Origin of the sequence: Polaromonas sp. JS666 (assembly GCF_900103405.1) — a bacterium.
GTDB lineage: Bacteria > Pseudomonadota > Gammaproteobacteria > Burkholderiales > Burkholderiaceae_C > Polaromonas.
Window position 1 is genome coordinate 520,367 of the sequence record NZ_FNHX01000001.1, and the last position, 13,714, is coordinate 534,080.

Consider the following 13,714-nt stretch of genomic DNA (forward strand, 5'->3'; position numbering starts at 1 on the left):
ACATCTCATGACTCAACGCAAACTGCGCCTGGGCGCTTTCATCATGGCCACAGGCCACCACATCGCTGCCTGGCGCCATCCCGGCTCGCAGGTCGATTCGGGCGTCAACATCGACCATTACATCGAGGTGGCCAAAACCGCCGAACGCGGCCTGTTCGACCAGGTGTTTGTCGCCGACAGCCCGGGCATGGCCTTCCACGGCGACGACGAGGCCTTCAGCCGCCAGGGTCGGGTGTCCTATTTCGAACCGGTGACGCTGTGGGCGGCCCTGTCGGCCGTCACCAAACATATAGGCTTTGTGGCGACGGCCTCCACTACCTATGAAGACCCCTTTTTGCTGGCGCGCAAGTTCGCCTCGCTGGACCACCTCAGCAAGGGCCGTGCCGCCTGGAATGTGGTGACCACGGGCGCCGACAACGTCTACGGCAATTTCGGCCTGGACAAGCACCCCGAGCCCGCCGTGCGCTACGAACAGGCGCACGAGTTCATCGACGTGGTCAAGGGCCTGTGGGACAGCTTTGAAGACGATGCCTTCCAGCGCAACCCGGCGTCGGGCAAATACTTCGACCCGGCCAAGCTGCATGCGCTCAACCACGTGGGCAAGTACTTCAAGGTCAGCGGCCCGTTGAACCTGGAGCGCCCGCCGCAGGGCTACCCGGTGATCGTGCAGGCCGGCTCGTCCGAGCCCGGCCGCGAGCTGGCCGCGGCCTCGGCCGAAGCCATCTTCACCGCCTGGACCAGCCTGGCCGAGGCCCAGGCTTTCTACCGCGACGTCAAGGGTCGCCTGGTCAAATACGGCCGCCGGCCTGAACAACTGCTGGTGCTGCCGGGCATCTCCCCGGTAATCGGCCGCACGCAGCAGGAAGCCGAGGCCAAGTGGGCCGAGCTGCAAAAGCTGATCCATCCCAGCGTGGGCCTGAACACGCTGCACACCTTCTGGCCCGGCGAGGACCTGACGAAGTGGAACCTGGACGCGCCGCCGCCCTACATCCCCGAGCCGCCGCCCGGGCAGAACAGCCGCGCCCATGTGGTGCTGGAACTGGCCAGGCGCGACAAGCTCACGGTGCGTCAGCTCTATGAATACCTGGCCGGCGCGCGCGGCCACTGGGTGGTGGTGGGCACGCCGCAGACCATCGCCGACAGGATGCAGGAATGGTTTGAAAACGGCGCGGCCGACGGCTTTAACGTGATGCCGCCGGTGCTGCCCGAATCGCTCAATGATTTTGTCGAGCTGGTGGTGCCCGAGCTGCAGCGGCGCGGCCTCTTTCGCACCGAATACGAAGGCCGCACCCTGCGCGAAAACCTGGGCCTGGACCGGCCGGCCAACCAGTTCAGCGTCAAGGCGCAAAAGGTGGCCTAGCCCTCATTTAGCTCACATTCATCAGGTCCCAGTGGGTGGGATTTTCAGGGCCTGCGGTTTCGCACCGCAGGCCTTTTTTTATGCCAGCTTCAGGCGGCAACAGCCACAGCAGGCGCGGCGGCCTTTGCATGCGGCGTCGAGCGCCGGCCGTCCACGCTGACCGGCACATCGCCCGCCAGGGTCACGCGGCGCACCACGCGATGCTGGTCGCCGTAGTCGTTGATGGCGTAGTGCTGGGTCGCGCGGTTGTCCCAGATCACCACGTCACCCTGCGTCCAGCGCCAGCGCACGGTGTTCTCCAGGCGGACGATGTGCTCCTGCAGCACCGACAGCAGGTGCTGCGAATCGGCGCTCGAGTAGCCCACCAGCTTTTTGACGAAATGGCCTAGCACCAGCGCGCGTTCGCGTGTTTCCGGGTGCACGCGCACGACGGGATGTTCGGCCTCATGCAGGGTGCGGGTGAAGACCTCGCGGTAGTGCCTCGCGCCCTCGTCCGAGATGTCTTTTTCCGGGCGATGCGCGGCATAGTCGTAATCGTTGCCGTGCACGGCCCAGAGCTTGTCGGCCAGCTCGCGCAGCGCCGGCGGCAGCCCCTGGTAGGCCGCGGCCGTGTTGGCCCAGACGGTGTCGCCGCCCCAGGGCGGGATCACCACGCCGCGCAGCACCGAGATCTTGGGCGGTGCGACCGCGAAGGTCACGTCGGTGTGCCAGGAGTTGGCGCGCCCACCGTGCGCCGAGTCGAGCTCCAGGATAAACCCCGTGCCCTCGCGTGTGGGCACCGTCGGGTGCGCCACCGGGTCGCCCAGGCGCTGGGCAAAGGCTTCCTGGGCGGCGTCATCAAGGTGCTGCTGGCCGCGCAGGAACAGCACCTTGTGCCTGAGCAGCGCCTGGTTGAGCGCCACCACGGTGTCGCCGGAAATGTCCGCCGACAGCCGCAGGCCGCGCACCTCCGCGCCTATGCGGCCGGCCACCGGCGTGATGTCGAGGATGGGATGTGATGGGGAATGGAGCTGGGTCATGGAATGCCTTTCTGGGGTGTGCAATAGGGGGAAATCGCGGGACCGGATACTCAGACAACGGCCCGCGTACCGTCGAACCGCGTGAAGGAAAAACCTTCGAAGGGCTCGCGAAAACTGGCCTTCTGTTCGCGCAGCAGGCTGATGACAAGGGCCTCGCCCTGGGCATAAGAGGCCGCCGCGTCGGACCGCCAGTGGATGCCGGCCCAGCACCGCCCGGAGCCGTAGTTCAGCGCCAGCTTGTTGAGCTCGCCGCCCAGGGTCAGCGGTGGCCCCTGGTAAGGAATCAGCCGGGTCGGGTCGGCCGGGTCGGGCTGCACCGGGTTGGGAAACGGCTGGGATTCGTCGTAAAAGGCCTTGAGCAGCGTGGCCGTGACCGCGCCTATGATGGCCGCGCCGCCCGGGTACGAGGAATGGATGGGCGCGCCTTCTGGATACACCTGCGAGAGCAGGAAGCTGCCGTTCTTTGCGCGGCTGCGCTCCAGTGCCTGGGAATCCAGCAGCGCCGCGTGGATCGGGTAGTCGCTGGCACCATTGGCCAGCCGGTGGTGCACCAGGCCGCCAAACGCCTCGGGCCGCAGCACGCGCTGGGCATACCACTTCTGGTAATAGTTGATGCGGATTCCCAGCGAGGCAGCCAGCGAAAGAATGGACTGGAAGTAGGCCGCGCCAAAGGTGCCGGAGGCGCCGCCCTGCGTCTTCGACCTCAGGTAGGGATTGTTGGGCGCCAGCGGTATCTGCGCACCCGGGTAGAGCCCGCCGTAGCCGGGGTCGGCGGTGGACGCGGGCGTGCTGAGCAGCTGGTTGCCGATGACGGTGAAGGCAGCAGGGGCATGCGCGTAGGCGGCCAGGTCGCGGCCGGTGGCGATATAACGCAGGGTCGGGTCCTGGGTGATCCGTCCGCGCGGCGCATTGCCGTTTTGCACATGCAGCCATTCATCGTAGGCCGTCAGAAACTCGCTGGCCGGGGCGTAGCCGCGAATGCGGGCGGACAGGCTCTGCGGCCCGAAGGGCACGTCGCGGTAGAAGAACTGCGAAATCACCGGGCCGTCCACAACGCCGGGCGGCGTGACCCAGCGGCCCGTGCGGCCGCTGGGGTCTTTCGCATCAACATACAACGCCGCGCCGCGAAACAAGGTCTGCGGCGTCACGCGGCCGTTGATTTTCGGGCCGTGAAAATCAGGCGCGCGGCTGATCTCTTCGGCGGCCAGCAACACGTCCTTGTGGCTGGTGCCGTCGCGGTATTCGCTCAAGGGCACGTCGCGCAACAGCGATTTCCAATACAGCTCGATGGCTTCACCAGCGCGCGCCGCGCTGGCCAATGCCGGCGCTGGCGGCAAGCTGAATTGCCCGGCGTTCAGCCCGTCGAGGCTGACCGCCAGCGTGCCCACCGGGTTGAGCAGCTTGCGCGTGCCGCCCAGCGGGATCTTCTCGAAGTCGGCCGGCTCGCGCGAGGCGAATGCCGCGGTGGCCAGTTTCCATGCAGCCGGGTCCACTTCGCCGCGGGCATTGTGCGGCAAGGCACGGCTATCCGAACCTATCCTGTTCGGGTAGCGGTCCTCATCGCCATTGGTGGGATGCGGCGGGATGGGCAGCTCGGCATTCGCCTTGGCCAGGCCGGTACGCAAGGCCGATGCGCGCTGGCGAAAGTGTTCGTCATAGGCATGCTCCGCCGTGGCGCTGCCCTGCGCCGCCGCGGGCAGCGCGGTTAACAGGGCCGGAGCCGCCGCCGTGGCGGCCAGGCCGGCGAGGCCGGCGCCGGCCTGGCCAAGAAAGCCGCGCCGCGGGAGGTTCTGCGGCGCGCCGCTGGAATCGCTGAGGGTGCTTGGGATGTGCTGGGACATGAAGACCTTGAAAAAAGAATGAAGGTGTGACAGCCGGCATGCCAACAGCGAGGCTGTGGCATGCCGCCCAGTTACTGCAGAAGCCATGCCAGCAAAACCGGCCTGTGGAGGGGGAATTTGGCGTCCCGGCTGCTGGAAAACAAACAGCGCCGCGACGAATGCAGCACAGCGCTCATTGCCCTGCGCAAAACGCAGCAGCTTGGGCAGCCGCCGGGCCGCGAGTGGCTCAGCCTGCGGTCGCCGATGCCAACGATGCCGCCGGCTCAGAAACCTCATGCGCTGCATCGAGCAGGCCATGACGCTTGAGCAGGGTTCGCAGCACATTGCGCGACAGGCCCAGCCGGCGCGCGGTGTGCACCTGGTTGCCGCCGCACAGTTCATACGCGGTCCTGACCAGGGTTTCCTCGACCTGGTTGAACAGCTCAGGCTGCTCGGCGTTCATGCGCTGCAGCAGTACTTCGCGCAGCGCATCGGATGGGGGAGCAGGAACAAGATCAACGGCGGTGTCTTCGCCCTGCGCTACCGCCGGTGCCGGCTTGCGGCCGCGCGATGCGCCGGCGACCGAGCGCTGTATCACCTGCAGGTCCACCGCCGTCAGGACGCTGTTGGGCGCCACAATGAGCGCGTAATGCACGACGTTTTCCAGCTCGCGGATATTGCCCGGCCAGTCGTGCGCCAGCAGGGCCTGCTCGGCGTCGGGCGACAGCCTGGCGCCTGTGACGCCCAGGCGCTGCGAATAACTGGCCAGGAAGTGCCGCGCCAGCGGCAGGATGTCGCCGGGGCGCTCATACAGCGGGCGCAACTCCAGCGTGGCCACGCTGATGCGGTAATAAAGGTCGGCGCGGAAGTGGCCGGCGGCCACCGCGTTGCGCAGGTCGACATTGGTCGCGGCAATCAGCCGCACATCCAGCGCGATGGGCTTGCGCGAGCCCAGGCGCACCACCTGGCGCTCCTGCAGCACACGCAGCAGCTTGACCTGCAGGGCCAGCGGCAGGTCACCGATCTCGTCAAGAAAGAGCGTGCCGCCGTTGGCGGCCTCGAACCAGCCCGCGCGCGCCTGCGAGGCGCCGGTGAAGGCGCCGCTTTCGTGGCCGAACAGCTCGGCATCGATCAGCGCTTCGCTGAAGGCGCCGCAGTTGACCGCCAGGAAAGGTCCGCGCCGCCCGCTGCCCTGGTGCACGCGGCGCGCCAGCAATTCCTTGCCGGTGCCGGTCTCGCCGATGACCAGCACCGTGGCGTCCGTGGGCGCGACCTGCTCGACGCGCGCCAGCAGCGCGACCGAGCCCGGGTCCTCGAACACCAGCGCCTTGGCGCGTATGGACAAAGCGCCGGCATCAGGAAGCGTCAGCAGCTGCGACATGCGCGCGCCTCAGGCCTGGGGGGTTTGCTTCAGAAGCCGGCCAGCACCGCGCCCTTGAACTCGGCCTGCACAAACTTGCGGATTTCTTCCGAGTGGTAGGCCTTCACGAGCTTGGCGACCCAGGGCTTGTCCTTGTCCTGCTCACGCACGGCCAGCAGGTTGACGTAAGGCGACTTGGCCGCTTCCTGCGCGATCGCGTCCTTGGGGTTGAGGCCTGCCGACAGCGCGTAATTGGTGTTGACGGCCGAGGCGTCCAGGTCGTCCAGCGAGCGCGGCAGCTGCGCGGCGTCGAGTTCCACAAACTTGAGTTTCTTGGGGTTCTCGACCACATCCAGCGGCGTGGCCTTGAGGCCGGCGTCGGGCTTGAGCTTGATCAGGCCCTTGTCCTGCAGCACCAGCAGCACGCGCCCGCCATTGGTCGGGTCGTTGGGGATGCCGAAGCGCGCGCCTTCTTTCAGCTCGGCCAGGCTTTTGACTTTCTTGGAATACAGGCCGATCGGGAAGTTGACGGTATAGCCCACATTCACAATCTTGTAGCCGCGGTCCTTGACCTGCTGGTCCAGGAAGGGCTTGTGCTGGTAGCTGTTGGCGTCCAGGTCGCCAGCGGCGAGCGCGGCGTTGGGCTGGATGTAGTCGCTGAACTCGACGACCTGGATTTTGAGGCCGTCTTTTTCGGCGATCTTTTTGACCTGCTCAAAAATCTGCGCGTGCGGGCCGGCGGTGACGCCTATCTTGAGAGGCTTGTCCTGTGCCAGCGCGGCGGAGGAGAAAGAGGCGGCCAGCGCGAGTGCGATGGCGGATTGGATGAGAGTGCGTTTGTTCATGGTGTTTCCTTTGGATGAATTAAAAAATCTTGTCCCCTCCTCCCCTGGGAGAGAGAGAAATTCAGGGAGTCAACATCGCCGTTGATGGGTGATAAAGGTTTCGCTCATTTATGGCTCAGCCTGCGCACAGCCCAGTCCCCCAGGCTTTGCACCGCCTGCACAAACAGGATCAGCACCAGCACCACCGCCAGCATGACTTCGGGCAAAAAGCGCTGGTAGCCGTAGCGGATACCGAGGTCGCCCAGGCCACCGCCGCCAATCGCGCCGGCCATGGCCGAATAACCGGTCAGGCTCACAAAGGTGATGGTCAGGCCGGCGACAATGCCGGGCAGCGCCTCGGGCAGCAGCACCTTGAGCACAATCTGCCGCGTGGTCGCGCCCATGGCCTGCGCGGCTTCGATCAGGCCGTGATCCACCTCGCGCAGCGAGGCCTCCACCAGGCGCGCGATAAAGGGCGCAGCCGCAATCGTGAGCGGCACCACGGCGGCCGCCGTGCCTATGGACGAGCCGGTCAAAAAGCGCGTGAGCGGGATGATGGCCACCAGCAGGATGATGAAAGGCGTGGAGCGCACGGCGTTCACCAGGCCGCCCACCACGCGGTTCACACCCGCGTTGCGCAGCACACCGCCCTCATCAGTCAGGCGCAAAAACACGCCCAGCGGAATCCCTATCAGCGCGCCGACCAGGCCCGAGATGCCGACCATCACGATGGTCTCCCACAGCGAGCTCACAAACAGCTCCAGCAGGGCTTGCGAAAAATTACTGAACACTGGCGAGCCTCCCGGTCAAATCCGCGCCGACTTCATCGACATGCACACCGGCACCGCGCAAATGCGCCACCGCCGCGCTGAGCTGCGCACGCGCGCCGCGCGCGAACACCGCGAGCGAGCCGAAAGGCTTGCCCTGGATTTCATCGACCTGGCCGTGCACGATAGAGAGATCTATGCCGAAGCGGCGAATCACATCCGACAGCAGCGGCCGGTCCGATTCATCGCCCGCAAACGCCAGGCGCAGCAGTTGGCCTTCTTCGGCATGCTCGGCACTCATCAGCGTGCGTATGCGCGCAAGCACACTGTCGGGCAACTCCTGCGGCACGATCTCGGCGATCAGGCTGCGTGTGGTTTCATGTTGCGGGCGCGTGAAGACGTCTATCACCGGCCCGCTTTCCACGATACGGCCGGCATCTATCACCGCGACGCGGTCGGCCACCTGCTTGATGACCTGCATCTGGTGGGTGATCAGCACGATGGTCAGGCCGAACTCCTTGTTGATCTGCCGCAGCAGGCCCAGGATGGAGCGCGTGGTTTCCGGGTCCAGCGCCGAGGTGGCCTCGTCCGACAGCAGCACCTTGGGCCGGTTGGCCAGCGCGCGCGCAATGCCCACGCGCTGCTTTTGCCCACCGCTGATCTGCGCCGGGTAGCGGTCCGCCAGGGCGCTCAGGCCCACCAGGTCCAGTAGCGGCCCTACGCGCGCCTTGATCTCATCGGCCGGCAGCCCGGCGATTTCCAGCGGCAAGGCCACGTTGCCGTAGACCGTGCGCGACGAGAGCAAGTTGAAGTGCTGGAAGATGATGCCGATGTCGCGGCGCGCCACACGCAGCGCGTCGCCGCCCAGCGAGCTCAGCTCGCGACCGCCCACCACCACCTGCCCGGCGGAGGGCCGGTTCAGCAGGTTGATGACCCGCACCAGAGAACTTTTGCCGGCACCGCTGCGGCCGATGATGCCGTAGACCTCGCCCGGCCGGATGTGAAGGTCGACACCCCTGAGTGCTTCGACCGGGCCCGTGGGGCCCTGGTAAGTTTGAACAATACCTTTGAGTTCGATCATGAAATCCCGCTGACTTTTGCCGCCTTCGCGTTTCTTGTGGAAAACCGCGAGGCGCTTTTTTTTGAACAGACAGAGAATGTAGAAGCCTAAAACTCAAACTCAAAAGAATATTAAATAGGTTAATTAGATGAAATTCATTCTATGTAAATAATTGCACCCGGCATCAATAGGGATGGACAATTTATACCCGGGTGTTATAGAATTAATTCATCCGGATTAAATTAGTCCTTTTTCTTGACCTTATCGAGCCTGTTGCCATGCCCTCCCAGCCCTCCTCCGACATGTCCCCTCGCCTGGTCGCCTTCTCAGGCTTCCGGCAAGTCGCCGCCGGCGACCACGCGCAGGTCCTCAGCGCGCTGCGAAAGCTGTCTGCCACCGAAGAGCTGCTGCGTGTTTTCAACGACGCCACCGGCGAACGCATAGACCTGGACTTGCGCCCCGAGGCGGATTTGCCGCTCTCGCCCGCCACCGCTGAAGCGCCGCCAAGCTCCGCCGCGCGCCCCGTGGGCCGGCCCAAACTCGGCGTGGTCGCGCGTGAAGTCACGCTGTTGCCGCGGCACTGGGAATGGCTGGGCAGCCAGCCCGGCGGCGCCTCGGTCACGCTGCGCCGCCTGATTGATGAATCGCGCAAGGCCAGCGAAGGCCGGATCAGCGTACGCACCTCGCGCGAAAACGCCTACCGCTTCATGAGCGAAATGGCTGGCGACTTGGCGGGCTTTGAAGAAGCCAGCCGCGCGCTGTTCGCGGGCGACAAGCCCAAGTTTGAAGGCCTGGTCGCGCCATGGCCGCAAGACGTGCGCCTGCAGCTGGCGAAGCTGGCGGCAGCCGGCTGGAGCGCCGAATGACGCCGCCCACCGCCAAAACACTGGGTGAAGGCGTGCCGATGTGGAAAACCTTCGCGGCCTTTCTGGGCCCCATGCTGCTCAGCAACATCCTGCAATCGCTCTCCGGCACGATCAACAACATCTACATCGGCCAGATGATCGGTGTAGGGGCGCTGGCGGCCGTGACCAGCTTTTTCCCCCTCATGTTTTTCCTCATTGCCTTCACCATCGGGCTGGGCGCGGGCGCGTCGGTGCTGATCGGCCAGGCCTGGGGCGCGCGCGACACCGGCAAGGTCAAGGCCGTCGCCGGCACCACCCTGGCGGTGGGCGCGGGATTCGGCCTCGCGGTCGCCGTTTTTGGCGGCGCCTTCACCGCACCGCTGCTCAAGGCCCTGGGCACACCGCCCGACATCCTGGCCGATGCCACGCTGTATGCCCGCATCATGCTGATAGCCATGCCGGGGCTGTTTGTCTTCCTGCTGTCGACCTCCATGCTGCGCGGCGTGGGCGACACGGTGAGCTCGCTGTACACGCTGTGCATTTCCACCGCTTGCGGCCTGGTGGTGACGCCCGCGCTCATCCTGGGCTGGGGCGGCCTGCCCAAGCTCGGCGTGGCCAGCAGCGCGGTGGCCACCATCCTGTCCTTCCTGGTCTCGACCGCCTGGCTGGCCCGGCGCCTGCATGCCATCAAGAGCCCGCTGGCGCCCGACGCCGAATTCAGGCGCCAGCTGCGCGTGAACCCCGCCATCCTCAAGACCGTGCTCAGGGTCGGCGTGCCCACCGGGGTGCAGCTGGTCGTCATCTCGCTCGCCGAGATCGCCCTGCTCTCACTGGTCAACGGCTATGGCTCCAGCGCTACGGCGGCCTATGGCGCGGTGAACCAGGTGGTGGCCTATGTGCAGTTCCCGGCCATTTCCATCGCCATCACCGCCTCCATCCTGGGCGCGCAGGCCATAGGCGCGGGCCGCACCGACAGGCTGGGCATGATCACGCGCACCGGGCTGCAGATGAACCTGGCGCTGACCGGCGTGCTGGTCTTGCTGGGTTACCTGTTCTCGCGCCACCTGATGGCCCTCTTCATCACCAGCGAGCCGGTGATCGAGCTGTCGCAAACCCTGCTGCACATCATGCTGTGGAGCAGCGTGGTCTTCGGCATGCAGGGCGTGGTCTCCGGCGTCATGCGCGCCAGCGGCACAGTCTGGGTGCCCATGGGCATTTCGATTTTCTGCATCGCGCTGATCGAGGTGCCCACGGCCTGGATACTCAGCCACCGCATAGGCATCAACGGCATCTGGATCGCCTACCCCGTCACCTTTGTCGCCATGCTGGGCCTGCAGACCGCCTATTACCGGCTGGCGTGGAAGAAAAAAACGATACGGCGGTTGATATAGGAACAGCCCCCAAGCGCCGGCGCCGCTTCAGTGGCGCATGAACTGCGCGTCCGGCACGGCGAACAGCCCGTCGTCGCCGGACTTTCCGTCCAGGAACTCCCCGCCCACACGAAGCGCCTCCGCGATCAGGCGTTTCACGCCGTCAAGCTTGTCGGCCAGGCCGGGCGAGATGCCCACAAAGGAATAGACGCAGTAGCTTTCATGCCGCACCACGGCAAACTCGCCGTCCATCACAAAGGCGTAACACCAGGCGGCATCCGTCCTGCCGGCCAGGGAAACCGGCAGCAAACAGGCCTTGACGCCTTCATCGATGGCCCAGGTCTGGTGCTGGAGCTCCCGGGATTTGGCGTCCGCGGAGTGGACGAACTTGCGGATCTTGCGCTTGAGGGCGGGTGTCCAGAATGAATCAAAAACATCCCGGGCAACGGGTTGGATCACGAATGCCATGGTGGTCTCCTGTGAGGGGCTGGCGGGCGTCGAAAACGGGGGTGGAGTAGCCCCCGGCGGTCGCTGATTGCCGGACCATATTCGATTTCCCGGCCCCCACCGCGGCGAATTGTCCGTAGCTGGAAATTTGAAGTGGGATAGTCGCCGCCAGGCATTCGGTGCCCATGAACACCAAGCCTGCTCAAGGCTTGTTCAGTGCCTCTTCACCACCTGTTAAGAGCTGTTTCAAAGCCCTTACAAAGCCTTGCTACCATGGGTGCTCTCCCGCCATCACCAGGGCCCCGCGCCCGCCGCCGGCACAGCGCCGGCATCGATGACCTCCCCCACCATGAACCGCCGCAACCCCGCCATCGACATCGCCAGGGGCATAGGCATCATCCTCGTGGTGCTCGGGCATAACTGGACGGTGCTGCAGGAAAGAGGCGAGCTCTTCCGGGTGATTTATTCCTTTCACCTGCCGCTCTTCTTTTTCCTCTCGGGCCTGTTCCTGAAAGATGCCGGCAGCCTCAGAAGCTTTGCGCTGTCGCGCGCCGATGCGCTGCTCAAACCCTACTTCGCCGTGTTGCTGCTGCTGGGCATCGGCGAGATGCTGGCCCCGCAGGCCGTGCCGGTTGCCGGCACCACGCCGCTCGCGTATGTCTCAGGCGTGCTCTATGGCACCGCGCCCACCATTGCCTGGACGCCGCTGTGGTTCTTGCCGCATCTGTTTGTCGCCTCGATCCTGGCCACGGCTTTGCTGCGCGCCACCCGGAATCTTCCCAGGCGCAGCACCGCGCTGTGGCTGCTCGCCTGCGCCCTGCTGGCGGCCGGCGTGGGCTGCATAGACTGGTTCTGGCAAACCGACACCGGGGAGGCGCTGCGCTTCATGGGCCTGGAGCAATTGCCCGGCCTGCCTTGGAGCCTGGACCTGCTCCTGGTCAGCACGCCCTTTATGCTGTTCGGCCATCTGCTCGGCAAAGCTGTGGCGTCCATGCGTTTCAGCCTCCCGGGGTTTGCGGCCGCAGCCCTTGCCTTCGCCGCGCTGCATACGTATTCCGGCGAAACCATGGACCTGAACCTGCGGGTGTACGGCGATCCCTTTATCTCCACCTTGCAGGCGGGGCTTGGCATCTACCTGGTACTCAGTGTTTCCGCGCTGTTGCAACGCTATGCGCTAGCGCGGCGCCCACTGGCTTATATCGGGTCGGCCAGCCTGTTGATCCTGCTGTTTCACTACGTTGTGCAGGGACGGGTTTTTCTGATGCTGTCCCACGTCAGCCGCAATGAGGTGCTTGTGGGCGCGGCCAGCCTGGCCGCCGGGGTGGCGCTGCCCCTGGTTTTGCTGGAGCTGGTGCGGCGGCAAAGGTACCTGGCGCTGCTGCTGTTGCCGACAACGCCACCGAGAAAGGCCGGCCCCGCCTTGCCGCAAAACGCCCCCGGCAAATCGCCGTGAGCCGGGCCGCCGCTTGCCCGGTTGTTGTCTTATTTGCCTTTGGGCGTGATCACCACATCCACGCGCCGGTTGCGGGCCCGGCCCTCCTCGGTGGTGTTGTCGGCCACAGGCTGCGACTTGCCATAACCCTTCACAGCGAGGCCCGCCGCAGGCACGCCTTCCTGCGACACAAAATAGTCCTTCACCGCGGCGGCCCGCTTGTCTGAAAGCGCCTGGTTGGCGGCCTCATTGCCGACGTTGTCGGTATGGCCCGAGACCATCACTGCCGCATCGGCGAACTTCTTCACCCGGTCGGCCGCCTCATGCAGTGTCTGCCGCGCTTCGGGCTTGAGCACCGCCTTGCCGGTGTCGAAGAGCACGGCCGAATCGAGCGCGATGGTGACCGCCTTGGGCGGCGTGAAGGCGTCGAAGTCGTAGGGGCCGTCAAATTTGGCGCGAAAGTCCACCGTCTCCGCCGACAGGTCCAACCGCAGAATCACCGGCTGGCGTTTGTCGATCTTGCAGCTCATCACGCCGCGCTTGTCCAGCGTGGTGTTGCCCAGGGAAAGCTCGCACAGCCGTTCGGAGCGCAAGGTGTACAAGCTCACCGCGAGCGCATTGCTCGTGGCGGCCGAGGTGTTTTTGCCGTCGCCCGTCACGACCAGCTCACCCGGCCCGGCATTGAAGGCGTAGTAATACGACACGGCCTTTTTGATGCCCTCGCCCTTGATGCGGTTGCCCTTGAGCCGGGTCGGCTCATCGATGTCGGTGGAGCCCGCACCCGCCAGCACCGGGGCCGCACCAGCGGCCTGGGGCGCCGGCAGCTCGATGGGGCCTTCCAGCGCCACCGCGTAATCAATCGTCTCTTCGCTGAGGTCCAGCCGCAAGATCAGCGGCTGGGCTTTTTCGACCTGACAGTTGATCACGAGGGTCTTGTCGGCATTGGTGTTGCCGTGTGACTCGGAGCACAGCTTGTTGGCCTTGAGGTCATACAGCCCAAAGGCCAGCGCCTGGGTCGCGCCGCTGGGCGAGTTCTTGGCCGTGGCGGTGATCTTGATAGCACCGGGGCCGCCGTTCAACGCGTAGTAGTAGGTCAGCTTCTGCTTGATGCCCACGCCCTTGATCTCTTTCGCGGGCAAGGGCGTCGGGCTGTCGGGATCGGTGGATGCGGCAGGCGCCATCGCAACGGTCGCGGCGGGTGCCGTGGAGGCAGCAGGCGCAGGCGCCGAAGGCGTTGCGGCAGGTACTGCCACCGCCGCCGGCATCGCAGTTGCCGCCGGTCGGGGAGCCTCGTCTTTTTTGCCGCAGCCGGCCAGTGTGAGGCCCAGGCCTGCAGCCATGCCCAGCAGCACAAGTTGTTTTGTGATTGTCATAAGCCTCCCAAATGGTTCTTGCTGTTGTGATGCCAGT

General features: G+C 65.4%; 12 protein-coding genes. 4 read left to right on the forward strand and 8 right to left on the reverse strand.

Annotated features, from left to right (window positions below; all coding sequences use genetic code 11):
* The first annotated feature begins 7 nt into the window (after window positions 1-7).
* The gene (locus BLQ85_RS02560) at window positions 8-1,360 is read left to right on the forward strand and encodes an LLM class flavin-dependent oxidoreductase (RefSeq protein WP_074574514.1); all 1,353 of its coding nucleotides are present in this window, start codon (window positions 8-10) and stop codon (window positions 1,358-1,360) included.
* Between the two features lie 89 nt (window positions 1,361-1,449).
* Here the strand turns inward: BLQ85_RS02560 and BLQ85_RS02565 are convergent, their stop codons facing one another.
* The 6 genes from BLQ85_RS02565 to BLQ85_RS02590 form a co-directional block, all read right to left on the reverse strand.
* Window positions 1,450-2,379, reverse strand: a complete 930-nt coding sequence (locus BLQ85_RS02565; protein WP_074574516.1) for a TauD/TfdA dioxygenase family protein — start codon at window positions 2,377-2,379, stop codon at window positions 1,450-1,452.
* Window positions 2,380-2,429: 50 nt separating this feature from the next.
* Complete coding sequence (locus tag BLQ85_RS02570) at window positions 2,430-4,220, reverse strand: phosphatase PAP2 family protein (protein ID WP_074574518.1); 1,791 nt, start codon at window positions 4,218-4,220, stop codon at window positions 2,430-2,432.
* Window positions 4,221-4,446: 226 nt separating this feature from the next.
* Window positions 4,447-5,580 carry a sigma-54 interaction domain-containing protein gene (locus tag BLQ85_RS02575; RefSeq protein ID WP_074574520.1) on the reverse strand — a complete coding sequence of 378 codons (1,134 nt, stop codon included), beginning with the start codon at window positions 5,578-5,580 and terminating at the stop codon, window positions 4,447-4,449.
* A 29-nt stretch (window positions 5,581-5,609) separates the two neighbouring features.
* On the reverse strand, window positions 5,610-6,404 hold the full coding sequence (locus tag BLQ85_RS02580; protein ID WP_074574522.1) for a MetQ/NlpA family ABC transporter substrate-binding protein: 795 nt from the start codon (window positions 6,402-6,404) through the stop codon (window positions 5,610-5,612).
* Window positions 6,405-6,508: 104 nt separating this feature from the next.
* The gene (locus BLQ85_RS02585) at window positions 6,509-7,174 is read right to left on the reverse strand and encodes a methionine ABC transporter permease (RefSeq protein WP_074574525.1); all 666 of its coding nucleotides are present in this window, start codon (window positions 7,172-7,174) and stop codon (window positions 6,509-6,511) included.
* Window positions 7,164-8,231 (reverse strand): methionine ABC transporter ATP-binding protein, encoded by a 1,068-nt coding sequence (locus tag BLQ85_RS02590; RefSeq protein WP_074574528.1) that lies wholly within the window; start codon window positions 8,229-8,231, stop codon window positions 7,164-7,166. The genes BLQ85_RS02585 and BLQ85_RS02590 overlap by 11 nt, the downstream gene beginning before the upstream one ends.
* A 257-nt stretch (window positions 8,232-8,488) precedes the next feature.
* On the opposite strand from BLQ85_RS02590, the gene BLQ85_RS02595 reads away from it, so the two are divergent.
* Window positions 8,489-9,076: a DUF2239 family protein gene (locus BLQ85_RS02595; protein ID WP_139200865.1), complete on the forward strand. Its 588-nt coding sequence runs from the start codon at window positions 8,489-8,491 to the stop codon at window positions 9,074-9,076.
* Window positions 9,073-10,446: an MATE family efflux transporter gene (locus BLQ85_RS02600; RefSeq protein WP_074574530.1), complete on the forward strand. Its 1,374-nt coding sequence runs from the start codon at window positions 9,073-9,075 to the stop codon at window positions 10,444-10,446. Before BLQ85_RS02595 ends, BLQ85_RS02600 begins: the two co-directional genes overlap by 4 nt.
* Window positions 10,447-10,473: 27 nt before the next feature.
* Here BLQ85_RS02600 and BLQ85_RS02605 read toward each other — a convergent pair whose 3' ends face one another.
* Window positions 10,474-10,893, reverse strand: a complete 420-nt coding sequence (locus tag BLQ85_RS02605) for a hypothetical protein (RefSeq protein ID WP_074574532.1) — start codon at window positions 10,891-10,893, stop codon at window positions 10,474-10,476.
* Between the two features lie 328 nt (window positions 10,894-11,221).
* On the opposite strand from BLQ85_RS02605, the gene BLQ85_RS02610 reads away from it, so the two are divergent.
* Entirely contained in the window at window positions 11,222-12,325 is a 1,104-nt protein-coding gene (locus tag BLQ85_RS02610) for an acyltransferase family protein (protein ID WP_074574535.1), read from the forward strand.
* A 29-nt stretch (window positions 12,326-12,354) separates the two neighbouring features.
* On the opposite strand, the gene BLQ85_RS02615 is transcribed toward BLQ85_RS02610, so the two are convergent.
* Window positions 12,355-13,677, reverse strand: coding sequence for an OmpA family protein (locus tag BLQ85_RS02615; protein ID WP_074574538.1), 1,323 nt, complete (start codon window positions 13,675-13,677; stop codon window positions 12,355-12,357).
* Between the last annotated feature and the right edge of the window lie 37 nt (window positions 13,678-13,714).